At 73.2% G+C, this 26,790-nt stretch carries 28 protein-coding genes and 2 pseudogenes; 23 read left to right on the top strand and 7 right to left on the bottom strand.

Going from position 1 to position 26,790, the window contains the following annotated elements:
- Positions 1–67 precede the first annotated feature (67 nt).
- The 3 genes and pseudogenes from ACGGAQ_RS16930 to ACGGAQ_RS16920 all read right to left on the bottom strand — a co-directional run.
- Positions 68–373, bottom strand: a pseudogene (locus ACGGAQ_RS16930) (NAD(P)-binding protein); the annotation flags it as partial.
- A 24-nt stretch (positions 374–397) separates the two neighbouring features.
- The gene (locus tag ACGGAQ_RS16925) at positions 398–745 is read right to left on the bottom strand and encodes a TcmI family type II polyketide cyclase (RefSeq protein ID WP_393049936.1); all 348 of its coding nucleotides are present in this window, start codon (positions 743–745) and stop codon (positions 398–400) included.
- Between the two features lie 93 nt (positions 746–838).
- Positions 839–1,651, bottom strand: coding sequence for a BTAD domain-containing putative transcriptional regulator (locus tag ACGGAQ_RS16920; RefSeq protein WP_393049933.1), 813 nt, complete (start codon positions 1,649–1,651; stop codon positions 839–841).
- Positions 1,652–2,094: 443 nt separating this feature from the next.
- Here ACGGAQ_RS16920 and ACGGAQ_RS16915 point away from each other — a divergent pair, with 443 nt between their 5' ends.
- From ACGGAQ_RS16915 to ACGGAQ_RS16875, 9 genes and pseudogenes are all read left to right on the top strand, one after another.
- Positions 2,095–2,433 (top strand): TcmI family type II polyketide cyclase, encoded by a 339-nt coding sequence (locus tag ACGGAQ_RS16915; protein WP_354862797.1) that lies wholly within the window; start codon positions 2,095–2,097, stop codon positions 2,431–2,433.
- A complete protein-coding gene (locus ACGGAQ_RS16910; RefSeq protein ID WP_393049930.1) occupies positions 2,430–4,199 on the top strand; it encodes an acetyl-CoA carboxylase carboxyltransferase subunit alpha in 1,770 nt (589 codons plus the stop codon). The genes ACGGAQ_RS16915 and ACGGAQ_RS16910 overlap by 4 nt, the downstream gene beginning before the upstream one ends.
- Positions 4,196–4,897, top strand: a complete 702-nt coding sequence (locus ACGGAQ_RS16905) for an acetyl-CoA carboxylase biotin carboxyl carrier protein (RefSeq protein WP_393049928.1) — start codon at positions 4,196–4,198, stop codon at positions 4,895–4,897. The genes ACGGAQ_RS16910 and ACGGAQ_RS16905 overlap by 4 nt, the downstream gene beginning before the upstream one ends.
- A 19-nt stretch (positions 4,898–4,916) precedes the next feature.
- On the top strand, positions 4,917–6,359 hold the full coding sequence (locus ACGGAQ_RS16900; RefSeq protein ID WP_393049926.1) for an acetyl/propionyl/methylcrotonyl-CoA carboxylase subunit alpha: 1,443 nt from the start codon (positions 4,917–4,919) through the stop codon (positions 6,357–6,359).
- Entirely contained in the window at positions 6,356–7,138 is a 783-nt protein-coding gene (locus ACGGAQ_RS16895; RefSeq protein WP_393049923.1) for an SRPBCC family protein, read from the top strand. Before ACGGAQ_RS16900 ends, ACGGAQ_RS16895 begins: the two co-directional genes overlap by 4 nt.
- Positions 7,131–7,535 (top strand): cupin domain-containing protein, encoded by a 405-nt coding sequence (locus ACGGAQ_RS16890; protein ID WP_354862623.1) that lies wholly within the window; start codon positions 7,131–7,133, stop codon positions 7,533–7,535. Before ACGGAQ_RS16895 ends, ACGGAQ_RS16890 begins: the two co-directional genes overlap by 8 nt.
- A complete protein-coding gene (locus ACGGAQ_RS16885; protein WP_393049920.1) occupies positions 7,532–8,806 on the top strand; it encodes a beta-ketoacyl-[acyl-carrier-protein] synthase family protein in 1,275 nt (424 codons plus the stop codon). Before ACGGAQ_RS16890 ends, ACGGAQ_RS16885 begins: the two co-directional genes overlap by 4 nt.
- Positions 8,803–10,053, top strand: a complete 1,251-nt coding sequence (locus tag ACGGAQ_RS16880; RefSeq protein WP_393049918.1) for a beta-ketoacyl synthase N-terminal-like domain-containing protein — start codon at positions 8,803–8,805, stop codon at positions 10,051–10,053. Before ACGGAQ_RS16885 ends, ACGGAQ_RS16880 begins: the two co-directional genes overlap by 4 nt.
- 17 nt (positions 10,054–10,070) lie before the next feature.
- Positions 10,071–10,351, top strand: a pseudogene (locus tag ACGGAQ_RS16875) (antibiotic biosynthesis monooxygenase family protein).
- On the opposite strand, the gene ACGGAQ_RS16870 reads toward ACGGAQ_RS16875, so the two are convergent.
- Positions 10,348–10,743 carry a DoxX family protein gene (locus ACGGAQ_RS16870; RefSeq protein WP_393049915.1) on the bottom strand — a complete coding sequence of 132 codons (396 nt, stop codon included), beginning with the start codon at positions 10,741–10,743 and terminating at the stop codon, positions 10,348–10,350. The pseudogene ACGGAQ_RS16875 and the gene ACGGAQ_RS16870 sit on opposite strands and share 4 nt — an antisense overlap.
- The gene (locus tag ACGGAQ_RS16865) at positions 10,740–11,396 is read right to left on the bottom strand and encodes a carboxymuconolactone decarboxylase family protein (protein WP_393049912.1); all 657 of its coding nucleotides are present in this window, start codon (positions 11,394–11,396) and stop codon (positions 10,740–10,742) included. Before ACGGAQ_RS16865 ends, ACGGAQ_RS16870 begins: the two co-directional genes overlap by 4 nt.
- Positions 11,397–11,688: 292 nt before the next feature.
- Between ACGGAQ_RS16865 and ACGGAQ_RS16860 the strand changes: the two genes are divergently transcribed.
- A complete protein-coding gene (locus ACGGAQ_RS16860) occupies positions 11,689–12,366 on the top strand; it encodes a TetR/AcrR family transcriptional regulator (protein WP_393049909.1) in 678 nt (225 codons plus the stop codon).
- 309 nt (positions 12,367–12,675) lie between these two features.
- Entirely contained in the window at positions 12,676–14,070 is a 1,395-nt protein-coding gene (locus ACGGAQ_RS16855) for a class I adenylate-forming enzyme family protein (RefSeq protein ID WP_393049906.1), read from the top strand.
- Here the strand turns inward: ACGGAQ_RS16855 and ACGGAQ_RS16850 are convergent.
- Positions 13,965–14,741: a 4'-phosphopantetheinyl transferase family protein gene (locus tag ACGGAQ_RS16850; protein WP_393049903.1), complete on the bottom strand. Its 777-nt coding sequence runs from the start codon at positions 14,739–14,741 to the stop codon at positions 13,965–13,967. The genes ACGGAQ_RS16855 and ACGGAQ_RS16850 overlap by 106 nt on opposite strands.
- Before the next feature lie 15 nt (positions 14,742–14,756).
- On the opposite strand from ACGGAQ_RS16850, the gene ACGGAQ_RS16845 reads away from it, so the two are divergent.
- The 12 genes from ACGGAQ_RS16845 (at position 14,757) to ACGGAQ_RS16790 (ending at position 26,041) form a co-directional block, all read left to right on the top strand.
- The gene (locus tag ACGGAQ_RS16845) at positions 14,757–15,023 is read left to right on the top strand and encodes an acyl carrier protein (RefSeq protein WP_354862635.1); all 267 of its coding nucleotides are present in this window, start codon (positions 14,757–14,759) and stop codon (positions 15,021–15,023) included.
- On the top strand, positions 15,023–15,268 hold the full coding sequence (locus ACGGAQ_RS16840) for an acyl carrier protein (RefSeq protein ID WP_393049899.1): 246 nt from the start codon (positions 15,023–15,025) through the stop codon (positions 15,266–15,268). Before ACGGAQ_RS16845 ends, ACGGAQ_RS16840 begins: the two co-directional genes overlap by 1 nt.
- Complete coding sequence (locus ACGGAQ_RS16835) at positions 15,261–16,373, top strand: beta-ketoacyl-[acyl-carrier-protein] synthase family protein (protein ID WP_393049897.1); 1,113 nt, start codon at positions 15,261–15,263, stop codon at positions 16,371–16,373. The genes ACGGAQ_RS16840 and ACGGAQ_RS16835 overlap by 8 nt, the downstream gene beginning before the upstream one ends.
- A 98-nt stretch (positions 16,374–16,471) precedes the next feature.
- Positions 16,472–16,966: a beta-ketoacyl synthase chain length factor gene (locus tag ACGGAQ_RS16830; protein ID WP_393049894.1), complete on the top strand. Its 495-nt coding sequence runs from the start codon at positions 16,472–16,474 to the stop codon at positions 16,964–16,966.
- Entirely contained in the window at positions 16,963–18,579 is a 1,617-nt protein-coding gene (locus ACGGAQ_RS16825) for a class I adenylate-forming enzyme family protein (RefSeq protein ID WP_393049891.1), read from the top strand. Before ACGGAQ_RS16830 ends, ACGGAQ_RS16825 begins: the two co-directional genes overlap by 4 nt.
- A 22-nt stretch (positions 18,580–18,601) precedes the next feature.
- A complete protein-coding gene (locus tag ACGGAQ_RS16820; protein WP_393049889.1) occupies positions 18,602–19,840 on the top strand; it encodes a beta-ketoacyl-[acyl-carrier-protein] synthase family protein in 1,239 nt (412 codons plus the stop codon).
- 70 nt (positions 19,841–19,910) lie between these two features.
- Positions 19,911–21,002, top strand: a complete 1,092-nt coding sequence (hppD, locus tag ACGGAQ_RS16815) for a 4-hydroxyphenylpyruvate dioxygenase (protein WP_393049887.1) — start codon at positions 19,911–19,913, stop codon at positions 21,000–21,002.
- Positions 20,999–21,928, top strand: coding sequence for a phytanoyl-CoA dioxygenase family protein (locus tag ACGGAQ_RS16810; RefSeq protein ID WP_393049885.1), 930 nt, complete (start codon positions 20,999–21,001; stop codon positions 21,926–21,928). The genes hppD and ACGGAQ_RS16810 overlap by 4 nt, the downstream gene beginning before the upstream one ends.
- A gap of 1 nt (position 21,929) precedes the next feature.
- Entirely contained in the window at positions 21,930–22,721 is a 792-nt protein-coding gene (locus ACGGAQ_RS16805) for a DUF3050 domain-containing protein (protein WP_393049882.1), read from the top strand.
- Entirely contained in the window at positions 22,718–23,689 is a 972-nt protein-coding gene (locus ACGGAQ_RS16800) for a thiamine pyrophosphate-dependent dehydrogenase E1 component subunit alpha (RefSeq protein ID WP_393049880.1), read from the top strand. The genes ACGGAQ_RS16805 and ACGGAQ_RS16800 overlap by 4 nt, the downstream gene beginning before the upstream one ends.
- A gap of 28 nt (positions 23,690–23,717) precedes the next feature.
- The gene (locus ACGGAQ_RS16795; protein ID WP_393049877.1) at positions 23,718–24,686 is read left to right on the top strand and encodes an alpha-ketoacid dehydrogenase subunit beta; all 969 of its coding nucleotides are present in this window, start codon (positions 23,718–23,720) and stop codon (positions 24,684–24,686) included.
- Positions 24,683–26,041, top strand: coding sequence for a hypothetical protein (locus ACGGAQ_RS16790; RefSeq protein ID WP_393049874.1), 1,359 nt, complete (start codon positions 24,683–24,685; stop codon positions 26,039–26,041). The genes ACGGAQ_RS16795 and ACGGAQ_RS16790 overlap by 4 nt, the downstream gene beginning before the upstream one ends.
- Positions 26,042–26,112: 71 nt before the next feature.
- Here the strand turns inward: ACGGAQ_RS16790 and ACGGAQ_RS16785 are convergent, their stop codons facing one another.
- Positions 26,113–26,784 carry an SGNH/GDSL hydrolase family protein gene (locus tag ACGGAQ_RS16785; protein ID WP_393049872.1) on the bottom strand — a complete coding sequence of 224 codons (672 nt, stop codon included), beginning with the start codon at positions 26,782–26,784 and terminating at the stop codon, positions 26,113–26,115.
- Between the last annotated feature and the right edge of the window lie 6 nt (positions 26,785–26,790).

The raw sequence follows: 26,790 nt of genomic DNA, 5'->3' as shown, positions 1-26,790 counted from the left end.
GCAGCGGGGGCACCCGACTGGTCACTCCGAAATAGCCGCGCGCGCCGAGCAACGCGAGCCGGCCCACCACCGAGTGTTCGGTGCGCACCGGGTCGACGGCCGGCCGCAACTCGAGCGAGGCGGTCTGGCGCAGCCGTTGGGTGACGACGTTGAAGTAGCTCGGCGGTCGGGCGCAGGTGGCCAGGAACGTGGCGAACAGTTTCGGCGGCAGGCACTCGCGCAGCGCCCGGCTGGCGGTGGGGTCGATGCCCACCCGGTAACCGAGCAGCCCTTCGGCGCGGTGGTGGTGGCGTTCGTAGACGGCGACGCTGGTCCCGGCGCGGCGCAGCCCGTGCGCGAGGCACAGCCCGCCGGTGCCGGCGCCGATGATCAGGACGTGCGGCGGGCGGTGGACATGTCAGGCGGCCGGGTGGGGCGCCGCCGCGTCGGCCGCGTCCCAGCGGTAGAAGCAGTCGGCGATGGCGTCCTGGGGGGAGCGCGAGGTCGACAGGTACGGCGAGGTGTGGGCGGCGAGCCGTTCGTTGACCTGCTGGAAGAGCGGGTGGTTGCCGGCGGCGGCGAGGGCGCCCGGGTCGACGTCCGAGGTCTCGATGAGGTGCACGAACACGTCGTGCAGGCAGTACAGGGACCGGTGCGTGACGCCGGTCAGACGGGGCAGTTCGGTGGCGTCGGACTCGGCGAAGATCTGGGCGACCCGCCCCTCCGCGCCCGGGATGATCCGGCTGACGATCAGTAGACGACTCATGTGGACCCTTCCGCCGGTGGCCGATCCCGGCCCGTGGGCCGGTGCTCACGTGCTCGTTGCGCCCACCGTGCCGCAGGGTGTGTCATTTCACCGTCACGTGCGTCGCCCGGCCGGTGACGGCCAGGCGGCGGTCTCCCGACCGACGGGCGCGGGGCGGGTGGCCGCCCGGATCGGGGCGAGCGTGTCGTCGAGCAGGGCGCTCATCGCCGGGCTGGGCTCCAGGCGTAGCTCCCGGCGCAACAGGTCACGGTAGACGTAGAAGGCGTGCACGGCCTCGAAGGCGTTGCCCTCGGCGAGATGGATGCGTACCACCAGCCGGTGTGGCGTCTCACGCAGCGGCTCGGCGGCCATCGCCTCCAACGCGGCCTCCAGCGCCTCGCCGTGCCGCCCCGCCGCGAGGTGCTGCGCGGCCACCTGCTCCAGCATGTGCAGGCGCAGTTGTCGCAGCCGTTCCCGGTCCAACAGCACCCAGTCGTCGTACCAGCCGGGCAGCAGGTCGTGCCGGCCGGCGGCGAGCGCCCCGGCGGTGGTCCGCGGGTCGTCGCCGTTGCGGACGCGGGCGGCCGTCTGCACGAGGTCGTCCACGTCGAGCCGTACCGCCGGTGCCAGTCGGACCGTGTCGCCGGCCACGACCATCGGGCAGCACGGGTCCTGCCGCAGCCGCCACAGCGCGGTACGCAGCGACGACAGCGCCCGCTCCTCCGACACGTCGGGCCAGAGCAGCCCGGCGAGCTGGCTGCGGGTCGCGCCGGGACGCAGCCCGATCAGCGCGATCACCCGTTGCAGACCGCGCGGCACCACGATGTGCACGGTGGCGTGCAGGAGCCGGAAACCGCCGAGCAGGTGCAGTGCGAGGTCGGCCTCGCCGGGACCTGCGGCGGTCGGCACGGACGGCTCAGCGGCCACGGCGGCACCCCCTGCGGAACGCTCGTCTCGACTGTCTGCTGTGTTCCGGATCGGCTGCCGCCTCGCCGTCGACCCCGTCGACCGAATGCGACCACGGCTGCGAAGGCGCGGCACCGCCCGCCGGAGCCGCCGGGTCGACCATTGTGAAGATTATCAATAGTGGTCACAGTGAGTCAACGTCGATGTTGGCCTTCGCTCAGCTGTGCCCAACCGTGAGATTGGTTCTGAACTGCTAAGACATCATTCTCTCGGACCGGGGTCGCACACATGGAACGCATAGGTCATACACAGGTTGCGTCAACGCAGCGTCACCGTGCCGCGTTGCCGGTCGGGCCGCTGCGGTGACGCCTTCGTGACGACGACTGCCGCATCGTGGCGACAGTCGTCCAGCGCGTCCGGAGGTTCACCGGCCGGCCCGGACGCCGTTGGGGGGAGGCCCAGCCATGGACCGATCGCTGATCGTCGCGAAGGTCGTACCGACCGCCGAGGAACAGGTCGCCGACATCTTCGCCGAGTCGGACGCGACCGAGCTGCCGCGCCTGGTCGGCGTCCGGCACCGCTCGCTGTACCGATTGCACGACCTCTACGTGCACCTGCTCGACACCGAGCATCCGGCGCAGGAGGCAGTGGAGGCCGCCCGTGGTCACCCCGAGTTCGTCCGGGTCAGCGACCGGCTGCGGCCGTACGTCTCGCCGTACCTGCCGACCTGGCGCTCGCCGCGCGACGCGATGGCGCACTGCTTCTACCGGTTCGACGCCCCGGACGCTGGGGGGCGCTCGTGACCGCCCCCGCCGGGCACGCGGAGCAACTCTGGTCCCGCTGCGCCGGCTGTGCGAGCCTGCTCTACCGCAAGCGGCTGCGACGCAACCTGGACGTCTGCCCGGAGTGCGGTGAGCACACCCGGCTCGGCGCCCCGGAACGACTCCGGCAGCTCGTGGACCCGGGGTCCCTGCGCCTCCTGCCCGACCGGCTGCCCGAGGCGGACCCGCTCGACTTCGTCGACGTGTTGCCGTACCCGCACCGGCTCAGCGCCGCGCGGGCCAGCACCGGCCTGGCCGAGGCGGTCCTCTGCGGGACCGCCACCATCGGCGGACAGCCGGCCGCTCTGGCCGTGATGGACTTCCGCTTCCTCGGCGGCAGCCTCGGCTGCGCGGTGGGTGAGCTCATCACCCGAACCGCCGAGCGGGCGCTGGACGACCGCGTGCCGCTCATCCTGGTCACCGCGTCCGGTGGGGCACGGATGCAGGAGGGCGCCCTGTCGCTGATGCAGATGGCCACGGTCAGCCAGGCCATCGCCGCGCTGCGCGAGGCGGGTCTGCTCACCGTCAGCGTGCTCACCGACCCGACCTATGGAGGAGTGGCGGCATCGTTCGCCACCAACACCGACCTGGTGCTCGCCGAGAGTGGCGCCCGGATGGGTTTCGCCGGACCACGGGTGATCCGCCAGGTCACCGGCCGGGCGCTGCCGGAGGGGTTCCAGACCGCCGACTTCCTGCTGCGCCACGGTCAGGTGGACATGGTGGTGCAGCGCCGGTCGCTGCGGGGTCGACTGGCGGCGCTGCTGGCCGCGGCCCGCGCCGGCCGTCCGGCGCGTGCGCCCGTACCCCGTCAGGAGCCGGCGCGACACCACGAGCGCCTGGCCGGCGCGGCCCCGCCGGTCCCGCCGGCGGAGGCCGACGGCCACCGCCCGGTCGGGGAGCGGCCGGCCGACGACGGTCCGACACCTGCGGTACGCGACGCGTGGGACACCGTGCGCACGGCCCGTCACCCGGGTCGACCCACCACCCTGGACTATCTCGACTCGGTCTTCGACGGGTTCGTCGAGCTGCACGGCGACCGGCTCGGCGGGGACTGCCCCGCCATCGTCGGCGGTATCGCCCGGCTGGCCGGCCGGCACGTCATGGTCATCGGCCACCAGAAGGGGCACACCACCGCCGACCTTGTCGCCCGCAACTTCGGGATGGCCAGCCCCGCCGGGCACCGCAAGGCGCTGCGACTGATGCGTCTCGCCGCCCGCCTCGGCCTGCCGGTGGTCACTCTCGTCGACACCCCCGGCGCCGACCCGGGGATCAGCGCCGAGGAGCAGGGCCAGGCGGCCGCCATCGCGGAGAACATCCTCACCCTCACCGTCCTGCCCACCCCCGTCCTCGCGGTGATCACCGGTGAGGGCGGAAGCGGTGGCGCGCTGGCCCTCGCCGTCGCCGACCGGGTGCTGATGCTCCAACACGCCGTCTATTCGGTGATCAGCCCGGAGGGCTGCGCCGCCATCCTCTGGCCGGACCGCTCCGCCGCGCCGCAGGCCGCCCGCGCGCTCCGGCTGACCGCACCCGACCTGTGTCGCCTCGGCGTCGTCGACGAGATCGTCCCCGAACCGGCGACGGCCGCCCACGACGACCCCGCGGAGACCGCCCGACGGCTGCGGGCAGCGCTGCTGGCGAACCTGCTGCCGCTGCTGGACGTGCCGCCCGCCATGCTGGTCCGCCTGCGGCGGCAGCGGTTCCGCCGGTTCGGCGCCCCGCGCGCCGGTGCCCGGGCGGGTGCCCGATGACCGCCGCGCCCACGGTCTCCACGGTGGACGGCCCGAACGGCCGGCCGGACGCCGAGGGCCAAACCGACGCCGACGGCCGCACCGACACCGAGGGCCGCGCCGACGCCGAGAGCCCAAGCGCGGCGCAGAGCGGCCCCGAGCCGGCCGACGCCCGCGACGGTGTCCGCCCGGACGGACGTCAGCCGGCGGACGGGCAACCGAGGACCGACGCGCACGGCGAGGAGGTGCTGGTCGGGCTGCGTCGACAGGCGCAACACCTGCTCGCCGAACTCCCCGGTCCGCTGCGTCGGATCCGGTTGCGCAGCGGGACGACGGTGCTGGATGTCCAGTGGCACCCGGACGAGGCGGCCGCCCGGCCGGACGTACCCCGGGCACTGCCGCCGGCCGGCGCCACGCCGTCGGCGGGCGCGGGCGTGCCCGGCCCGCCGGCCGCGCTGATCCGGCCGCCGGTCCCCGGGCGCGCGGCGGTCCGGGCGCCGATCGTCGGCACGTTCTACCGCGCGTCGGAGCCCGGCGCGAAGCCGTTCGTCGCGGTGGGTGACCTGGTCCGCCCCGGGCAGCCGGTCGCGATCGTCGAGGCGATGAAGCTGATGAACGAGGTGACCGCCGACCGGGCCGGGCGGGTGGCCGCGATCCTCGTCGAGGACGGCCAGCCGGTGGAGTACGACCAGCCACTGCTCGAGCTGGATCCGGCCTGACGGCGGGGATGGGTGAGAAATGTTCGAGACCGTGCTGATCGCCAACCGGGGTGAGATCGCGCTGCGAGTGCTGCGGGCCTGTCGGGAGCTGGGTGTGCGCACGGCGGTGGTCTACTCCGCCGCCGACGCCGACTCGGCGGCCGTGCGCCTCGCCGACCAGGCCGTCCGCATCGGGCCGGCGTCGAGCCGACGCAGCTACCTCAACGCCGCCGCCATCGTGGAGGCGGCCCGGCAGGTGGGCGCGCAGGCCGTGCATCCCGGGTACGGCTTCCTCTCCGAGGACGCCGACTTCGCAGAGATCTGCGCGGACAACGGCCTGACGTTCATCGGCCCGCCGCCGGCGGTGATGGCGGCGCTTGCCGACAAGTCCTCGGCCCGGGCCCTCATGAGCCGGGCCGGGCTGCCGCTGCCGGCGGGCAGCGTCGCGCCGGTGGCGACCGCCGCCGCGGCGGCCGAGGTCGCCGACGCCGTCGGCTACCCAGTGATCGTGAAGGCCGCCGCCGGGGGCGGGGGCCGGGGGATGACCGTGGTGCGCCGCCCGGCCGAGCTGGCCCGGGCCTACGCGCGGACACGGGCCGCCGCGCAGGCCGCCTTCGGCGACGACCGGGTGTACGTCGAGCGGTACCTCACCGAGGCCCGGCACGTCGAGGTGCAGGTGCTCTGCGACTCCCACGGCAACGGCGTGCACCTGGGCACCCGGGACTGCTCGGTGCAGCGCCGGCACCAGAAACTCATCGAGGAGGCGCCCGCTCCGGCGCTGTCCGCCGCCGCGCTCGACGCCATCGCCGAGACCGCGCTGCGGGGTGCCCTGGAGGTCGGCTTCGTCGGCGCGGGCACGCTGGAGTTCCTGGTGGACGCCGAGGAACGCTTCCACTTCCTGGAGATCAACTGTCGGATCCAGGTGGAACATCCCGTCACCGAGATGGTCACCGGGATCGACCTGGTGCACGAGCAACTGCACATCGCGGCCGGGGTGCCGCTGCGGTGGCGGCAGGAGGAGATCCAGCTGCACGGCGTGGCCGTGGAGTGCCGCGTCAACACCGAGGACCCGGAGCGCGACTTCGCGCCCACGCCCGGTCGCCTGGAGCGGTTCACCCCGCCCGGCGGCCCGTTCACCCGCGTGGACACCCACGCCAGCGCCGGCTACCTGGTCGGCCCCTGGTACGACTCGCTGCTGGCCAAGGTGATCGTCTGGGCGCCCGACCGGGAGCTGGCGCTCAACCGGCTGGAGCGTGCCCTGGAGGAGTTCGACATCGCCGGGCCGGGCGTGCACACCACCATCGGGTTCGTCCGACGCGTGCTCGACGACGCCGCGTTCCGCAAGGGCCGCTACACCACCGGCCTGGTCGACCGCCTGCTCGCCATGCCGCCGCCGGTGCCCGCACAGCGGCCGACGGCCACCCCCACACCTCGCGCCGCGCCCGCCGCGGAGCCCGACGTATCCAACCGGAGGACCCGATGACCGTCACCCATGGTCGCCCGATGACCGCCGAGATCACCGACATCCTGGTGGCGCACTGCGGGCTGGACGCCGACGCCGCCGCGCGGGCGCCCGCCGCGTCACTGGAAGAGCTGGGCATGGACTCGCTCGCCCTGCTGGAACTCTCCGCGGTCGTCGCCGACCGATGGCAGGTGAGCATCCCCGAACAGGCCGGGCAGCTGAGCATCCCGGCGGTGGCCGACCTGGTCGCCCGGCGCACCGACCCGCCCGGGCACACCGAGAACTCCGTGGTCATCGACGCGCCGCTCGCGCTGGTCTGGGACGTCACCAACGACGTGGCGAACTGGACCGAGCTGTTCACCGAGTACGCCGTGGTGGAGATCCTGCACCGCGACGGGCACACCGTACGGTTCCGGCTCACCATGCACCCCGACGAGTCCGGGGTGGCGTGGAGCTGGGTCAGCGAACGCACCGCCGACCCGGTCAGCCGACAGGTGCGGGCGCACCGGGTGGAGACCGGGCCGTTCGAGTACATGCGGATCCACTGGCGCTACACCGAGGAGGCCGGCGGCACCCGGATGACCTGGACGCAGGACTTCGCCATGAAGCCCACCGCACCGGTCGACAACGCCGGGATGACCGAGCGGATCAACACCAACAGCGTCATCCAACTCGCGGTGATCAAGGATCGGGTGGAGCGGATCGCCCGGCAGCGCGAGGAGCAGGACAGCCCGGCGGCCGGCGCCGCGCCGGACAGCCCGGTTGCCGCCGGCGAGTCGACGGGGGCCGGCGATGAGTGACCTGGGCACCCGGCCGATCGGCGCGGCGGACGTACCGGCCGACCGGCGGCGCGGCGGCGAACTGCGGGTGCTGCTCGGGCCCCGCACCGTCGGCAGCACCTCGGGCTTCCTCGGGGTGGCCACCCTGGCGCCGGGGGAGCGGATCGCCGAGCACTACCACCCGTACAGCGAGGAGTTCCTGTACGTGGCCCGTGGCGCGATCACTGTCGACCTGGACGACCAGCCCACCGAGGTCGCCGCCGGGGAGGCGCTGTTCGTGCCGGTCAACGTGCGGCACCGGCTGCGCAACACCGGGTCCGAGCCGGCCGAGGTGGTCTTCCACCTGGGCCCGCTGGCCCCGCGTCCGGAGCTGGGACACGTCGACACGGAGCTGGTCGAGCAACGGGGCGGGTCGTGAGCGGGCGTCGCACGGTGGTGACCGGCATCGGGGTGGTCGCTCCCGGCGGCGCCAGCCGGGACCGCTTCTGGAAGACCATCACCGAGGGACGTACGGCCACCCGGCGGATCAGCTTCTTCGACCCGTCGCCGTTCCGCTCCCAGATCGCCGCCGAGTGCGACTTCAACCCGATCGCCGCGGGGCTCACCGACGCCGAACGGAGCCGCGCCGACCGGTACGTGCAGTTCGCGCTGGCCTGCTCCACCGAGGCGATCGCCGACGCCGGCCTGGTGCTCAGCGACGCCGAGCGGGACCGCGCCGGGGTGGTGCTCGGCACCGCCGTGGGCGGCACGATGGCCCTGGAACAGGAGTACGTGCGGGTCAGCGACCACGGCCGGCGTTGGCTGGTCGACGCGGCGCTCGGCGGCCCGTACCTCTACCAGGCGCTGGTGCCGAGCAGCCTGGCCGCCGACGTGGCCTGCCGGCACGGGCTGCACGGCCCGGCGCAGGTGGTATCCACCGGCTGCACGTCGGGCATCGACGCCATCGGCTACGCCCACCAGCTGATCGTGGACGGCGAGGCGGACATCGTGCTGGCCGGCGCGGCCGATTCGCCGATCTCACCGGTGACCGTCGCCTCGTTCGACGCGATCAAGGCGACCAGCCCCGACAACGACGACCCCGCGCACGCCTCCCGTCCCTTCGACGCCGACCGGCACGGGTTCGTGCTGGCCGAGGGCGCGGCGGTGCTGGTGCTGGAGGAGGCGGGGCACGCCCGCAGGCGCGGCGCCCACATCTACTGCGAGGTCGCCGGCTACGCCAGCCGCAGCAACGGCTACCACATGACCGGGCTGCGCCCGGACGGGCTGGAGATGGGCCTCGCCGTCACCGACGCGCTGCGGCAGGGCCAGATCATCCCCGAGCAGGTCTCCTACATCAGCGCCCACGGCTCGGGGACCCGGCAGAACGACCGGCACGAGACGGCCGCGTTCAAGCGGGCGCTGGGCCAGGCCGCGTACCGGGTGCCGATCAGCTCGATCAAGTCGATGGTGGGGCACTCGCTCGGCGCGATCGGGTCGATCGAGATGGCCGCCTGCGCCCTCGCGATCGAGTTCGGCGTCGTGCCGCCCACGGCCAACTGGAGCACCCGCGACCCGGAGTGCGACCTGGACTACGTACCCAACGAGGCGCGGGAGGTGCCCGTCAACGTGGCCCTGTCGGTGGGCAGCGGGTTCGGCGGCTTCCAGTCGGCGATGGTGTTCCGTCGACTGCCTCCGACGGTGGCGGCGTGAGCGCCGCCCGGGCGGTCGTCACCGGCATCGGGGTGGTCGCGCCCAGCGGCGTCGGCGTGGACGCGCACTGGCGCACCGTGCTGGCCGGCACCCGACGCACCGGGCCGATCACCCTGTTCGACCCGGCCGGCTACCCGACCCGCTTCGGCGGCGAGGTCCCCGACTTCACTGCCGACTCCTACGCCGACAGCCGGCAACTGGTGCAGACCGACCGGTGGACGCACCTCGGCTTCGCCGCCACCCGGCTGGCGCTCACCGACGCCGGCCTGCCCGAACGGGCACCCGACCCGTACGGCTACGCGGTGGCCCTGGCCAGCTCGTCCGGGGGCAACCTGTTCGGCCAGCGGGAGCTGCAACGACTGTGGGGCGGGACGTCGCGCACCGTCGGCGCGTACCAGTCGATCGCCTGGTTCTACGCGGCCAGCGTCGGGCAGCTCTCCATCCACCACCAGTTCAAGGGGCCGAGCGGGGTGCTGGTCGCGGAGACGGCCGGCGGGCTGGACAGCCTCGCGCACGCCGCCCGCGCCGTACGCCGGGGCACGCCGGTGGTGATCGCCGGGGCGACCGAGTGTCCACTGAGTCCGTACGCGCTGGCCTGCCAGCTGCGCTCCGGGCTGCTCAGCGACGTCGCCGACCCGGAGCGGGCGTACCGGCCGTTCGACGCGGCGGCCAGCGGCTACCTGCCGGCCGAGGGCGGCGCGGTGTTCGTGGTGGAGGAGCTGGGGCACGCCCTGTCGCGGGGCGCCCGGATCTACGGCGAGGTGAGCGGCTGGGGCGCCACCCACGACGCCGCGCACACCACGGCCGACAGCGCCGGCGATCCGGCCCAGTACGCCCGCGCGATGCGGCTGGCCCTGGACCGGGCGGGTGTCTCGGCGGCCGGGATCGACGTGGTGCTGCCGGACGCTCTCGGTGTGCCCCGCTACGACCGCAGCGAGGCCGAGGCGCTGCGCGCCGTGTTCGCCGACCGGTCGCCCCCGGTCACCACCCAGAAGCCGTTGACCGGCCGGGCGCACCAGGGCGGCTCGGCGCTGGACGTGGCCACCGCGCTGCTCGCGTTCGCGCACGACACGCTGCCCGCGTCCGCCGCCCCGGACGAGGTGGCCGACGGGTGCGAGCTGGACTTCCTGCGCGAGCACCGCCGGCCGCGCAGTCGGCTCGCGCTGGTCTGCGCGCGGGGCTTCGACGGGTTCAACAGCGCGCTGGTCCTGCGGGGGGCCGCGCCGGCGAGGGGAGAGACGCCATGAGCGAGCAGCGGGCCTGAGTGGTCTTCCTGGTCCGGGTGCCGGCGCCACGCACCGAGGAGTTCCTTGCCGCGTACGAGGAGGTGCGGCATCTGGTCGCCGGGGCATCTGGTCGATCAGGTCTGCCGCTCGTCGACCGACCCGGAGCAGTGGCTGATCACCAGCGAGTGGGCGAGCCTTGCCCGACTTCGAGAACTGGGAGCGCACTGAAGAGCACCGGGACCCGGTGCGCCCGATGCGGGAGTGCTTCACCGACGCCCGCATGCGGGCGGGGTTGGACGAGCACACGGATGCGTACTAGAGCCGTCGGGTTGGTGGGCGCAGCGTCCAGGACAGCAGCGCCAGCCCGGCGACCATGGCAGGTGGGATGAGAGCGGTGGCCGATTGACGCGTGGCGACGATTGAGGCGGCCGCACCGATCATGTTGATCAGGATGCCGGCGTAGGCCCATTCCTTCAGCCGTGGCAGGCGGGGCGCGAGCACCACCACCCCGGCGATGAGCTTCGCGGTTCCCAGGATGGTGGCCAGGTAGCCGGGATACCCGAGGTCGATCATCGCCGGGTAGAACGGCGGCATGTGGAGGAGGTCCATCGTGCCGCCGATGGCGCACTCAGCGACGACGGCTGCGGTGGTGCCCCAGTAGGCACCGGCCCGGACAAGACCTCGGGCGGCGGTGGTGGGTGCCGTGGTCATGACTGCTCCTCGGAGGCAGTGCCGGCGGCAGCGTCGTCGGTCCGGTGGCGGGCCACGTCTGACGGCGGGGCGGGCAGGGCGCGAACCGGCCCCTTCGTCCCCGCCCGCTGGGCCAGCTCGCAGAAGCCGTCTGATCCGATGCCCAGGCCGATGTTGGTCATGTTGTTCAGGTGCTCGCTGGCCACCAGCCAGACGATGTCGCAGACCTCGCGCTCGCTGTAGTGCCGGGTGAGCCGGGCGAACGTGGCGGGCTCGACCTTCTTGTCGCGGGTGAGCTCGGTTGCGTAGTCCAGGGCCGCGCGCTGGGCCGCGGTGAACAGCGGGCTGGTCTGGTACTCCGGCAGCGCGTCCAGGCGGGCCAGGTCGTCGGGCGTCTTCGTCATGACGTACCACCTGGCCGCGTCCATGCAGAACATGCACATGTTGGTACTGGCCACCTGCTCGCGGATGAGCAGCGCGGTCTGCGACGCAAGCCGGAGTTTTCGGTCCAGTCTCGGTAGCTTGCCGTAAAAGGACCCGAACGCGAGTGGCATGCGAGGGGGCAGCACCTTGATCGGGGTCATCACCCTGCCGAACTGGCGGCGGCTGACGACGTACACCATCTTCATGATCAGGCCCCGCGGCTTGTCGATCGGGGGCAGTAACGGTGCCATTGCTGGCCTCCTCTGTCGTCAATCCACCTCTACCGACGCGACGGCAGGCACGGCCTGAAACGGCCGGGACTGGTCCGATCGGTATTGGCCACGATGGTCCGGTGACCCGCCACTCAGCGATCCCGCCCGATCACCCGGGGCCGGCGCGACGCGGGCGAGATGAACCTGCTCGACCGGGTGCAGCGCCTGCGTCGGGCCGAGGGTCGCCGTGCTCGCCATGCGTGTCTCCTGTGGAGTAGAACTTTCATTTCGAGAGTACTACTCTTGATTCGAGAGTGATAGTCTCGATCATGTGGCGACCAGGGTCAGTGGGCAAGGGTCCCGCGACGGTCAGGCGCGGACGCGCCTGGCTCGCGCCGCGGTCGTTGCGGCCGCGCGGGACCTGTTCCTTGAGCGCGGCTACGCCGCAACGACGATCGAGACGATCAGCAAGGTGTCGGACGTCCCGCCCGCGACGGTGTACCGGTTGTTCTCTTCCAAGCTCGGGATCCTCAAGGCACTGCTCGACATCTCGATAGCCGGTGACGACCGGGCCGTAGCGTTGCCCGACCGGCCCATGGTCCGTGCGCTTCTCGCCGACCGCGACCCGAGGAGCCAGCTGTCAGGTTTGGCCGGCCTCGTCCGCGGCATCATGTCCAGGGCCGAGCCTGTGCACCGGATTCTCGTCAGTGCGGCGGGCACAGATCCCGATGCCGCCGCACTGCTCGCCGAGCTGACGCGGCAGAGGCAACACGGCCACGCGCAGTTCGCGCGGTCCCTCGCGCGCACCGACGCACTGAAGCCGACGCTGCGCGAACGCGACGCCGACGACATCATCAACGCGCTCACGTCCCCGGAGGTCTACCGCCTGCTCGTCAGCGACCGAGGTTGGTCCCCGCAGCGGTACGAGCAATGGCTGACGGAAATCCTCGTCGGTCAACTGCTTCCTCCGCCGACGGACACGTCAACCGCACCCGGCACCGACGACTGACCGCGTTCGTCCACACTCACCGCCTGCCATCCCACATCGGCTCGTGTTCCCGCAGACCGCGGTATCCCGCTCACCCGGACACCCCGGCTGCACCGAACCCGAGTCGATCATGGACGGTGGGCCGTGATGGTGGTCCGAGTGACGGTGGGCGCCGGTATGCGGCAATCGGTCCGGGCGCTCTGTTTGATCTAGCCATTTGCATCTAGCGATGCTCCGCGCGGCTGTCGTAGGGTTCCGTCAGCACCCCGAAAGTTGTTCACAAACGGTTGCTATGCCCTAATTTGTGCTGCGGGTTGAACGGCGAGGGCGATGGATCAATCGACAGGAAACCTTACGGCTGAAGACCCCGGATGGGTGGATGACATCCTGTTCTCCGGCCATCCGACCGATGTTTGTCTCCGCCTGCCGGAATCGATCGACCGGGTCACATTGCACCGGCTGGTGACCGCCGCGCAGGACCGGCTCATCGCTGCCGGCCTGCGCCCCGGTGGCGCCGCCGCGCTACGACTGCCGCCGTCGCTGGCGTACGTGGTGAACCTGCTGGCCACCTGGCGCACTGGCGCACAGGCGATCCTGCTCGACCACCGGCTGACCGACCACGAGGTGGATCGGGCCCTGGCACGGCTCACCCCGCAGGTGGTGATCGCGCCGCTGCGGACCACCGGCGGCGCGCTGAAGGTCTTCGTCGACGTCACCGAGAGCGTCACCCGCTACGCCGACCGCCCGGCGGTCAGCGGACACGCCGTCATCCAGCTCAGCTCCGGCTCCACCGGACCGTCCAAGGTGATCGGCCGTACCGCCGCCGACCTGGTCGCCGAGGTGGGCCGCTACACCCGCATCGACGGCGTGCCGCTGCCTGGCGAGCGCATCATCCTGCTGCCCTCCATGGTGCACGTGCTCGGACTCGTCGGCGGCCTGCTCTACGGCCTGCACGCAGGGGTCGAGCTGGTGCCGCCACAGCGGCTCAGCGGTGACGCCGTGCTGGCCGCGATCGCCGCCGACCCGACGCCGGCCACCGTGCTGGGTGTGCCTTTCCACATCGGTCTGCTCGCCTCCACGCGGCCGTCCGGGCCCCTGCCGCAGTTGCGGCGGATGACCACCGGCGGCGAACTCGTGCCGGCCGCCGTGGCCCAGGCGTTCACCGACCGGTACCGGGTGCCGCTGGGCAACATGTACGGGATGACCGAGGTCGGGGTGATCGGCACCGATCTGCACGGCGCACACCGGCCGTCGATCGCCCCGGCGCCCGGCATCGAGGTCCGCGAGACCGACGGCGAGCTGTGGGTGTCCTGCCCGGCGTCGCCGTACGTCGGGCTGAGCGACCCGACCCGCTGGGCCGACGGCTGGCTGCACACCCGCGACGCCGGCACCGTCGACGCCGAATCCGGCCTGGTCACCGTGCGCGGCCGGCTCGACTCGCAGGTCTCGGTGGGCGGGATGAAGGTCGACCTCACCGAGGTGGAGGCCACCGTCGCCGAGCTGCCCGGCGTGGCCGCCGCCGTGGTGGTGTGGGACGACGGCATCACCGCCTACGTCCAACCGGACGGCCCGCTGTCGGAGGAGATGCTGGACAAGCTCCTCGCCGAACGGTTGGCCGGCTACAAGCGACCCCGGGTGCTGCGCCTGCTCGACGCGTTGCCCCGCACCACCACCGGCAAGCTGGTCCGCTCGACCGGCGCGCTGCGGTCGGCGGCGACGTCGTGACCGGCCCGCTGCACCACCTCGACGTCGACGCCGTAACCGGCCGGCTCCACCACCTCGACGTCGACGTCGACGCCCGCCTCGGCGCGTACCGCGACGGCCAGGACGAGACCGCCACCCAGCTCCGGATGACCGACCCGCAGGGGTTCGCCGCCGGGCAGCGGGCGCAGCGGCAGCCCGGGCCCGACCGGTGGGGGCATCTGCCGGAGCAGTCCGCCGGCGCGCAGCCCCAGGCCGAGCGCCTTGCCGACCGCCTCCTTGGCGGTCCACAGCCGCAGGAACTCCGCGGCCCGGCCGGCCTCGGGTCGACCGGCCAGCCAGGCCAGCTCGTCCGGCGAGAACCAGCGGCGGGCCAGCGCGAGCGCGGGCAGCGGACGGATCTCCTCCACGTCCACCCCGACCGGGCCGGCTGCCCGGGCGGCGACCACCACGACCCGACCGGCCCGGCTGACGCTGACCGGCAGCTCGACGGGCCCCGGGTCCGCCGAGGCGGCGACCCGTACGACCGGGTTGCCGGCGGGACCGTGTGCCAGCACCACCTCCGCCTCGGCGCGGCCGAGCAGCGCCGCGCCCGCCCGCCGCAGCAACCGCACGGCGGGACCCGGCCGACCGCCGGTGTCCCGACCGACCCACACGTAGGCGGTGTCCCGATCGGACACCGTCAGTTGGCCCACGCAGAGAGGGTATCCATGAGAGCCGAGGTCCGTGCCTTCGTCGTCGAGCAGCTCGCCGACATGAACTACGACGTCGAGGGGCTCGACGACGACACCACGCTCGGCCCGTCCGGCGTCGACCTGGAGTCGCTGGCCCTGGCCGACCTGTCCGTCCGCGTCGAGGACCGCTACGGCGTGACGTTCGCCGACGACGAGTCGGAGAAGCTGGCCCTCATGACGGTCGGCGAGTTCACCACCATGGTCGCGGATCGTGTCGCCGAGGCGACGAGCGACAACGCCTGATGTCCGGTCAGCCCGACCTGGGGCGAGCTGACCTGCTGACCATGCTCGCCGAACTCACCGCGAAACCCGCCGCCGAGGTCCCCGACCGGATCGGCTCGATGGAACTCGCCTGGCTCGTGCACCTCATCGAGCAGCGCTACGAGCGTCGGCTCGACCTCTCCGACGACGACCTGGCCGGCATCCGTACCGTCGACGACGCCCTGGTGGTCTTCCGGGCGTCGCTGGCCGCTACCGCAGATGGCTGAGCCACCCGTCGCCCAGCTCACCGGTGTGCACGCGGTCAGCGCCCTCGGTCGGGGCGCCGACGCGCAGCTCGCCGGCGTCCTGGCCGGTGAGCCGGCGTTCGGCCCGGTACGCCGCTTCGACACCACCGCCCGCCGGGTCGCCGTGGCCGCCACCCTGCCCGACGTCGGCACCCTCGCCGACGAGTTGGCCGCCGCGATCGACGCGGCCTGCGCGGCGGCCGGCCTGACCGACGTACGGCGGGCGGGGTGCGCGTTGCTGCTCGCCGTGCACGGCGGGCCGGCGCCGGGCGCGGGGCCCACCCCGGCCGCGCTCGCCGGCCAGCTCGCGCTGCGCACCGGACTGTCCGGTCCGACCCGCGTCTACACCAGCGCCTGCGTGTCGGCGAGCACGGCGGTGGCCGACGCCGCCGCCCTGATCGCCCGGGGTGACCTGGACCGGGCGGTGGTGGCCGCAGGCTACCTCGTCGAACCGGACCAGTTCGCGCTCTTCGACGCCGGCAGGGCTCTCGCCGACGACGGGGCGGTACGCCCGTTCAGCGCCGGCCGACGGGGTTTGCTGCTCGGCGACGGGGTGGCCGCGGTGGTGCTCGAGTCCAGCGCGGTGGCCCGTCGACGCGACGGTGAGCCGGTGGCCACAGTGGTCGGTTGGGGGCGGGCCGGGGACGCGTTCCACCCCTGCCAGCCGGACCCGTCCGGCACCGGGCTGGCGCACGCGGTACGCGCGGCGCTGCGCCGGGCCGGGCTGTCACCGCAGGCCGTCGGCTACGTCAACGCCAACGCCACCGGCACCGCGCAGAGCGACGCCGCCGAGGCGGCAGCGCTGCGCCAGGCCCTCGACGGGTACGCCGGGCAGGTGCCGGTCAGCTCCACCAAGGCGCTGCACGGGCACGCGTTGGAGGCGTCCGGGCTGCTCGAACTGGTGGTCACCGCGCTGGCGCTGCGCCACGGCGACCTGCCCGTCAACGCGGGCTGGCGGGGCCCGGATGAGGCGTGCCCCCTGGATGTCATCACGGACCGCCCCCGCAGGACGACCGCGACCCACGCCCTGACCCTCAACGCCGCCTTCGGTGGCGCCAACACCGCCCTGCTGGTCGGCACCCCGTGACCGCCCCGAACCCCCCGCGATCTCTCACGTCCTGTCCCGACGAATCCGATGGACCACGCGAAACGGCGATCGAAACCGCACGAGCGCGGCAGGCGGGGGTGTGGGAGCTCGCGCGGGCTCGCTGGCCCGAGGACGGGGACGGGGACGTGCCGGGAGTTCCGGGGTTCGTGTTCTCGGGGTTCGCCCCGGTGGTGGTGGCCGTTGCCGAGCGGTGCCTGCGGCGACGGTACGGGGCGGGGCCGGTGCCCGCCGGGACGCGGACGGCGATCGTGCTGGTCACCGCCAGCGGCGACCGGGCCAGCGCCGAGCACGTGCGGGCCACGGTCGAGGCCGGTGGACGGGTCGGCCCGCTGTTCTTCTACCAGTCCGTGCCCAACAGCGTCGCCGGGCACCTCGCGGCCCGCTGGGGGCTGCGCGGCCCGGTGGTCTGCCTCAGCCCGACCGGCGACCCGTACGCCGACGGCACCGCCGAGGCGGCCCTGCTGCGCGACGACGGCGACGCCGACGAGGTGTTGCTGGTCCTGATCGAACAGGCGCCCGACACGTCCGCCGAGGCGGTCGCGGTGCTGCTGGGGGGAGGAGCACGACCATGAGGACACCGGGACTGCGCGGCGCGTTGGCCGCCGACACCGAGCTGGGCGCGGGCAACATGCTGGCCCGGGTGCTGGCGCACGGCGCCGACCCGGACGGGCCCGGCCTGACCTTCGACACCGCCGTCGACGGGCGCCCGGCGCAGGCGCCGCTCACGCTGGGCCAGCTCGACGAGCGGGTCGCCGCCCGCGCCGCCTGGCTGCACGAGCGCGGGGTACGCCCCCGCGACCCGGTCGCCGTCTGGGCCACCGCCGCCGCCGACATGGTGCTGAGCTTCCTGGCGCTGGCCCGGCTCGGGGCGATCCCGGCGCTGATGAACGGCAAGCTCCGCCCGGAGATCGCCGCCGAGTACATCCGCCGGCTGCGCGGCGTCGGTGTGCTCGCCGACGACGCGCACACCGCGCTGCTGGCCGGGCACGACCTGGGCGTACCGCTGCTGGGCACGCCCGCGCAGGCCGGCACCGGCGACCCGGCCGCGGCCCCGGCGCACTACCGGCACCACCCCGACGACCCGATCGTGATCACCCACACCTCCGGAACGACAGGGGTGCCCAAGGCGGTGCTGCACTCGCACGCCAGCCTCTTCGCCGCCACCCGGCACCTGCTCACCATGCCGCAGGCGCAGGGCACCCGCCGGATCCTCAACGCGCTGCCCGCACCGCACACCGCCACCGTGCTGATGGTCAACCAGGCGCTGGGCAACCGCGCGGAGATGTTCCTCCTGTCCGAGCAGGGCGGCGAGCGGGTGCTCGACGCCATCCAGCGCTGGCGTCCCGACGGGGTGTTCGGTTTCTCGGTCACCTGGGCCGAGCTGGCCCGCTTCGACCTGTCCGGGTACGACCTGGACTCGGTGCGGCTGTGGTTCAACACCGGCGACTGCTCCCACGAGCCGCACATCCGCCGGCTGGTCGCGACCGGCTGGCGGGACACCGTCACCCGCGACGTTGTGGCCCGGGTGCCCGGCTCGGTCTTCATCGACGGGCTGGGCTCCAGCGAGATGGGGCACTCCATGTTCCACATCACCCACCGTGCCGACACCGACCGGTACGGCCGCTGCATCGGCCGGCCGTACGCGTTCGCCCGGGTCGCGGTGCTCGACGCCGAGGGCGAGCCGGTGCCGGTCGGCGAGGTGGGTTTCCTGGGCGTCGACTCGCCGTCGTTGTTCCGGGGCTACTGGAACGACTCGGTCACCACCCACCGGTTCCGCCAGCGCGGCTGGTACCTCACGGGTGACCTGGTCCGGGCCGACGCCGACGGCCGCTACTACCACCTGGACCGGGCGGTCGACTCGGTCGACACCGGAGACGGCCGGCGGTTCTTCACCGCCCTGTCCGAGGAGAAGATCCTCGCCACCTGCCCGGACGTCACCGACTGCACGGTGGTGATCGTCGCCGAGGCCGGCGGTGTGGTCACCGACGTGCTGCTGGAGTTGGCGGCCGGCGCCGACGAGGCCGAGGACCGCACCGAACGGGTCCGCGCCGCGCTCGGCGCGGACGTCGGCGCCACGCTGCGCCGGGTGGTGCCGGTGCGCTCCGACGACATCCCGGTCACCGTCACCGGCAAGGTCCGCAAGGTGGTCCTGCGCGAGCGCTACCTGAGCGAGGCGTCGTCGTGAGCGAGCGAAGCGGAGTGGCGGCGTGAGCGCGCTGATCACCGGGATGGGCCTGTTCACCCCGGTCGGGCGGGGCGTCGAGGAGACCTTCGACGCGCTGACCACCGGCCGTTCCGGGCTGACCCGGCCGCCCGACGGTCATCCGGCGCGCGAGTCGCTGGACGTCGCCGGCCTGCTGCCGGACATCGACCCGCGCAGCGTCGTGTCCGGGCCGGAGAGCCGCGTGCTGGACCGGATCGTGGTGCTCGCGCTGCTCGCCGCCGCCGACGCGCTCGCCGACGCTGGCATCGAGGTGGGCCGCGACGTCGACGAGTCCCGGATCGGCGTGATCGTCGGCGGGGTCGGCGGGATGGCCACCCTGGAGACCCAGGTGCTCGCCCGTGCCGCCCGGGGCCGCGCGGCGGTCAGCCCGTACCTGCTCACCGGCATCCTGCCGAACATGCCGGCGGCGCGGATCGCCATCGCGCACGGCATCCGGGGCTACAGCTCGTCGGTCGGCACGGCCTGCGCGTCCGGCGCGCAGGCGGTCGCCGACGCGGTCCGGTTGATCCGGGCCGGGGAGGCCGACGTGGTGGTCTGCGGGGCCAGCGAGGCGCCGCTCTTTCCCACTTTCGCCGACACCTTCGGCAACGCGCGGGCGCTGGCCCGCGCCGGCGACGACCCGTCCCGGGCGAGCCGGCCGTTCGACACGTCCCGCTCCGGGTTCGTGCTGGCCGAGGGCGCGGCGCTGCTGGTGCTCGAACGTGCCGAGCACGCCGCCGCCCGCGGCGCCACCGGGTACGCCGAGGTGGCCGGCTACGGCGCGACCACCGACGCGTACCACCCGACCGCCCCGCGCCCCGACGGCGCCGGCGCGGCCGCGTGCATGCGCGGCGCGCTGCGCAGCTCGGGCGTGCCCGCGGCCGCGGTCGGCTACGTCAACGCGCACGGCACCGGCACGAAGCTCGGCGACATCGCCGAGACCACCGCCCTCGCGGACGTCTTCGGCGACGGCGGTGTGCCGGTCAGCTCCACCAAGGCGCTCACCGGCCACCTGCTCGGCGCCTCCGGGGTGCTGGAGGCGGCGGCGACCGCGCTGGCGCTCGGTCGGGGGCTGCTGCCACCGACGTACCACCTCGACGACCCGGACCGGGCCTGCCCGGCGGACCACATCCGTGGCACGCCCCGCAAGGCCGACCCGGAGTACGCGCTGACCAACTCGTTCGGGTTCGGCGGCCAGAACGTGAGCCTGCTGCTCGCGCGGGTCGCCGAGCCGAGGAGGTGAGCGACGCGGCATCCCGGACGGGGGGCGTCCGGACGGCAACACGGGGGAAGCATGGGGAGGGGCACTGAACATGGACATCCGTGGGATCGACCACATCGAACTCTACGTAGGTGACGCCCGACAGGCGGCCTTCTACTTCAGCACCGCCGTCGGTTTCCAGATCTGCGGCCAGGGTGGCCCGGAGACCGGCCTGACCGGGCAGCGCTCACTGCTGCTCTGCCACGGCGACATCCGCCTGCTGCTCACCTCCGGGCTGAGCGCCGAGCATCCGGCGGCCCGGTACGTGCAGCGCCACGGCGACGGCATCGCGGTCGTCGCGGTCGAGGTCGGCGACGTCACCGAGGCGTACGCCGAGCTGGTGGGCCGGGGGGCGACCGGCGTGACGCCACCGACCACGCTGACCGGCGCGGACGCCGAGGTGGTGACCGCCGAGGTGGAGGGCTTCGCCGACGTGCGGCACCGCCTGGTGCAGCGCCGGGGGAGCCGGGCCGACTTCCTGCCCGGCGTGATCACGCCGACGCCGTTCACGACGGACGAGGGGAAGCCGGTCCTCGCCGAGGTCGACCACCTGGCGGTCTGCGTGCCGTCCGGCGAGCTGGACGAGACGGTCCGGCACTTCGAGGGGCTGTTCGACTTCGCGCAGATCTTCGAGGAGCACATTGAGGTCGACGGGCAGGGGATGAACTCCAAGGTGGTGCAGAGCCCGTCCGGGCAGGTCACCGTGGTGCTGCTGGAGCCCGACCGGGCCCGCCGGCCGGGGCAGATCGACGCGTTCCTCGACCAGCACGCCGGTGGGGGAGTGCAGCACCTGGGGCTGCGTACCGACGACATCGTGACGGCCGTGGAGTCGCTGGGCCGGCGCGGGGTCCGTTTCGCCGGCACCCCGGCCAGCTACTACGACGCCCTGGAGGCGCGGGTCGGTCGGGTGGACGCCCCGCTGGAACGGCTGCGCGAGCTGGGCGTGCTGGTCGACTCCGATCACGGCGGGCAGCTGTTGCAGATCTTCGCCGAGTCGATGCACGTGCGCCGCACGCTGTTCCTGGAGCTGATCGAGCGGCGGGGCGCGAGCGGCTTCGGCAGCGGCAACATCAAGGCGCTGTACGAGGCCAAGGAGCGGGAACTGGCCGCCGCGGCGGCCACACCACAGGGGGTGGGGGCATGACCGCGACCGAGTACGAACCGACGCTGACCGCCCAGGAGCGGGCGCTGCTGCCCTCCGACGACGACGTGCGGCACTACGCCGAGCACGGCTGGTACCTGTCGAAGAAGCTGTTCACCGACGACGAGGTGGACGCGCTCGCCGCCGCCGCGCAGCGCTACTACGACGGCGAACGCGACCGCCGGCTGCCGGTGCGCCCACCGAAGCTCGCCTACTGGGAGCCCGCGAAAGGGCCGGTGCAGCGGCACAACGACTACGTCCACCACGAGCACGACGGGCTGGGCGCGATCCTGCGCAAACCGCTGATCGGCGCGGTCGCCGCCCGGCTCGCCGAGGCCGACGAGATCCGCGTCTTCCAGTCCACGCTGATCTACAAGCCGCCGATCTCCGGCGAGCCGAGCAACATCGTGCCGTGGCACTTCGACAAGCACTACTGGGCGTCGTCGTCGTCGGAGAAGATGCTCACCGCGTTCATCCCCTTTCACGACTGCGGCCAGGAGATGGGCACCATCACCATGGTCGACGGCTCGCACCGGTGGTCCGAAGTCGGCGCCGACGACACCGTCGTGCGGCACTTCGCCGACCGTGACCGCAGCCAGCTGGAGGAGATGCTGGCCGAGAACGCCGCACACAACGGCGCCGAGATCCGCAAGATCCCGATGGTGATCCCCAAGGGACACGTGAGCTTCCACCACTGCCGTACCTACCACGGCAGCGGCCCCAACGTCAGCGGTCGGCCTCGACAGGCGATCTCGCTGCACCTGCAGGACGGCGACAACGCCTGGCGGGAGTACCCGCTCTCGGACGGCTCGCTCGCCGCGTACAACCACGACGTGCTGGTCCGCCGCACCCACGACGGGCGGCCGGACTACGCGGACCCCGACTACTGCCCGGTCATCTGGCGCCACCGCGCCCAGCAGGGAGGCTGACATGTCACGCTACGACTGGGGTAGGACGCACCCGGGCATCGAGCGGCTGGAACGGGCGGTGACCGAACGGCGCGACGTCGTGGTCAAGCACCCGCTCTACGCCAACCTCGACACCCACGAGTCGCTGGTCACCTTCATGGAGCACCACGTCTTCGCGGTCTGGGACTTCATGTCGCTGCTGAAGTCGTTGCAGCGGCAGTTGACCTGCGTGAGCGTCCCCTGGATCCCGACCGGCCCGACCGGCAGCCGCCGCCTCATCAACGACATCGTCATGGTGGAGGAGAGCGACGAGCTGGGCGAGGGCTACATCAGCCACTTCGAGCTGTACGTGCGGGGCATGGCCGAGGCCGGCGCGGACACCACCGCCGTGAACGCCCTCGTCGACCTGCTGCGCGCCGGCCGGCCGGTGACCGACGCGCTCGCCGAGGCGGGGGCGCCGGCCGCGTCCGCGCGGTTCGCCGCGACCACCTGGCACATCATCGAGTCCACCCCGGTGCACTGTCAGGCCGCGGCCTTCGCGTTCGGCCGGGAGGACCTGATCCCGGACATGTTCACCCAGGTCGTCGCGGTCAACGAGCGCAGCAACCGGCTGCACACCTTCGTCGACTACCTGGAACGGCACATCGAGGTCGACGGCGAGCAGCACACCCCGATGGCCATGCAGATGCTCGCCGACCTGTGCGGCGACGACGACACGAAGTGGCAGGAGTGCGCCGACACGGTCAACACCGCCCTCGCCGCCCGCGCCCGGCTCTGGGACGACATCCTCGCTGCGGTCAAGGGGCCGGCGTGACCGACGCCGACCCGGTCCGGCTCTACCGCACGGTCCGGCTGATCCGCCGGTTCGAACAGCGTGCGGTGGAGCTGGTCCACGGCGGACAGATCGTCGGCGGCATCCACCCGTACCTCGGTCAGGAGGGGATCGCCGCCGGCGTCTGCGCCGCGCTCGGGGCCGACGACGTGCTCGCCGGCACCCACCGCGGGCACGGGCACGTACTGGCCCGCGGCGCCGACCCGGCCCGGATGCTCGCCGAGTTGTGCGGCCGGCTGACCGGCCTCAACGCCGGGCGGGGCGGCTCGATGCATGCCGCCGACCTCAGCATCGGCGTGCTCGGCGCGAACGCCATCGTCGGCGCCTCCGGGGGAATCATCACGGGCGCGGTGTGGGCCCGCCGACGGCAGGGCCACGACACCGTCGGGGTGAGCTTCTTCGGCGACGGCGCGGTCAACGAGGGGATGCTGCTGGAGGCGTTCAACCTGGCCGCGCTGTGGCGGGTGCCGGTGCTGTTCGTCTGCGAGAACAACGGCTACGCCACCACGATGCCGGTCGCCGGCGCGGTGGCCGGCAGCATCGCCGGCCGCGCCGCCGCCTTCGGCATCCCGGCCGTCGAGGTCGACGGCCAGGACCCAGAGGCGGTACGCGACGCGTCGGCCGCCGCCGTCGGCCGGATGCGCGCCGGCGGCGGCCCCGAGCTGATCGAGGCCCGGACCTACCGCTTCGACGCCCACCACACCTTCGAACACGCGGTACGCCTCGACTACCGCCCGCCCGACGAGGTGAGCCGGGGCCGGGCCCGGGACCCGGTGCGCATCCAGGGCGACCGGCTCTCCGACGCCGAGCGCGCCGCCGTGGACGCCGAGGTCGAGGCGACCCTGGACGCGGCGGTGCGCTTCGCCCTGGACAGCCCGCACCCCGACCCGGCCGACGCGCTGACCTACCTGTACGCCAGCGGCCTGACCGCCCGCACCGGAGGTGGCTGAATGACCGTGCGCACCGGAGGTGGCTGAGGTGCCCCGACTGTCGTACCGCCGGGCGTTGACCCGGGCACTTGCCGACGAGCTGGCCCGCGACGAGGCGGTGTTCCTGCTCGGCGAGGACATCCAGGTCGGCGCGTCGCTGGTGACCACCGGGCTGGCCAAACGGTTCGGCGTCGACCGGGTCCGCGACACTCCGCTGTCCGAGCAGGCGTTCACCAGCTTCGCCACCGGGGCGGCGCTGGCCGGACTCCGGCCGGTGATCGAGTTCCAGATCCCGTCGCTGCTGTTCCTGGTCTTCGAGCAGATCGTCAACCACGCGCACAAGTTCCCGCTGATGACCGGCGGGCAGTGCGCGGTGCCGGTCACCTACCTGGTGCCCGGCTCCGGGTCGCGTACCGGCTGGGCGGGGCAGCACTCCGACCACCCGTACAGCCTCTTCGCCCACGTCGGCGTGGTCACCGTCGTGCCGGCCACCCCGGCCGACGCGTACGGGCTGCTGGTCAGCGCGATCCGGCACGACGACCCGGTGGTGGTGTTCGCCCCGGCCGGCGCGATGGACATGCGCGACGACGTGTCCGATCTGGAGCCGGTGCCGCTGGGCCGCGGCCGCATCCACCGCTTCGGCGACGACGTGACAGTGGTCGCGGTCGGGCACCTGGTGCACGACGCGCTCGCGGTCGCCGAGGAGATGGCCGACCAGGTCTCGGTGGAGGTGTTCGACCCGCGCACCCTGTACCCCTTCGACATCGACGGGTTGACCGAGTCGGTGGCCCGCACCGGGCGTCTCGTGGTGCTCGACGACGCCAACCGCTCCTGCGGCATGGCCGCCGAGATCATCGCCTCGGTGGTGGAGCGGGTCCGGCTGCTCGCCCCGCCGCGCCGGGTCACCCGCCCGGACGGGGCGGTGCTGCCGTTCGCCCCCGCGCTGGACCGCGCCGTGCAGCCCTCCCGGGAGCAGCTCGCCACCGCCATCCACCTGACCATGAAGGACTCATCATGATCGACCCGAACTACCCGTGGCCGTCCGCCGACGGGGCCTGGACCGACCTGCCGGAGCCGGCCCGCCGGGCCATGGTGGCCACCGGCGCGGCCGCCTGGGAACGCGTCTTTCATGGGCGGGCCACCTACAACAAAGAGTGGCGGCTGGCCCGCCCCCCGGTCCTGACCGGCGACGCCTGGCGGGAGCTGAACGAGGTCTGCGACCGGCTGGCCCAGCTCATCCTGGACACCTGCCGGCGGCGGGTGGACACCGCCGGTGAGCTGCGCCGGCTGCTCGGCGTCCCGGCCGGGGAGACCCGCCTGCTGGACGAGTCGGAGCCGCTGACCGAGGCGCTGCTCGCCGCGTACCGGCCGGATGTGATCTTCACCGACGGCGTGCCGAAGTTCGTCGAGTACAACATCGACAGCAGCCTCGGGGGAGGATTCGACGCCGACACCGTCATCCAGCGGTTCGCGCAGCTCTACACCGAGCACGGCATCCTCGACGACCTGCCGGTACGCGCCGCGCCGTCACTGCTGGACCAGCGTTTCGTGGCGATCCGCGAGGAGCTGGGATTGCCCGACGGCGCCCTGCTGGCGCTGCTGATGGACTTCGACGCCGACTATCCGGGGCTGGACGACCCGGAGACGTTCATCCGCATCCTCAGCCCGCTCGCCGTCCGCGCCCGGGACTTCGGCATCGACCTGGTCATCGCGCCCCTGTCCACCGCCACCCTGGCCGCCGACGACCGGCTCGTGGTCGACGGCGCGCCGGTCGACGCGCTGTTCCGCCTCTTCGTGCCCAACCGGGTCACCCCGACCGCCGGCCTGGACGCGGTGGCCGGCGCGTTGGCCGCCGGCACGCTGCCGATGTTCGTGTCGGCGGCGGCCTGGCTGCTCGGCAACAAGACCACCTTCGCCTGGCTGTGGGAGGACGTGGACGCCCTGCCCGCCGACGACCAGACACTGATCCGCCGGCACGTGCCGTACACGGTGCCGTTGACCGCCGCGGTGCTCGACCGGGCGATCGCCGAGCAGGCCGAGCTGGTGGCGAAACCGGCGGACGGCTCGGCCGGGCACGGCGTGCTGATCGGCCCCGAGCTGAGCCCGTCGGACTGGGCCGACAGCCTGCGCGCGGCCGTCGACCGGGGCGGCAACATCCTGCAGCAGTATCTACCGGCCGACCGGGTGCCGATGGACTTCGTGCAGATCGAGACCGGCGAGACGGTGACGGCCGACGTCCCGTACAGCCTGGCCCCGTACCTGTTCGGCCGCCACGCCTCCGGCGGCCTGGCGAGGGTCGGTTTTCCCGGCGGCGACGGAATCCTCAACCTGGCCCACGGAGTCCTCCTAACGGGAATCCTCCTGTCCAACTGACCCCGGCCCTCACCCGTTGATCATGAAGTTATTGCCCCGACACGCCGCGTCGGACGGCAATAACTTCATGATCACCGTCGCGGCCGAAGGGCGCGGAGGGTTTCGGCTGTCGCTATCGCGTCGCTGCGGGCGCTGCCGTGGCGGCCGTCGGTGCTGTAGAGGGTGGGGTCGGCCGTCAGTGGGTGGTCCGTGAGGTGCACGTGGAACGTTCCCAGGCGTTCGGCCAGCCGCGCCGTGTGCGCCGAGAGGCGTCGCATCCGTTCCCCGAGGCCAGCCCGCACGTGCTCGGGCACGGCCGGGCTGTGCGACACGTCGAACATGCCCACCGTGATCACGTCCGCGCCGACGTCCCGTAGCGCGCTGATCATCGCGGTCAGCTCGGTGTCCACCGCGTCCGCGTCGTACGCCGGATGAAAGGCGTCGTTGCCGCCGCAGACCACCAGCGCCAGGTCCGGCTCGAAGGCCAGCGCCGGGGCGAGCTGCGCGGCCCGCACCTGGTGCGCGCGCAGCCCGCGCCGACCCAGATTTCGGTACGCCAGCTCGGGGCGGACGGCGGTCAGCTCGGCGGCGACCCGGTCGACCCACTGCACGTCCGGGTAGCCCGGGGTCGGCTCGCACATGCCCTCCACGACGCTGTCGCCGATCGCCACGAACCGCCGCCACGGGTGCCCGCGCAGCAGTTCGCCGGCCTCACCGGGGCGAAGGCAGTACGGATCGGTCGCTTCGTCGAGCGTCGATGGCATGCCGGC

It is taken from the genome of Micromonospora sp. NPDC047557 (genome assembly GCF_043205095.1).
Lineage (GTDB): Bacteria > Actinomycetota > Actinomycetes > Mycobacteriales > Micromonosporaceae > Micromonospora.
This window is presented reverse-complemented; position numbering and strand designations above follow the sequence as displayed.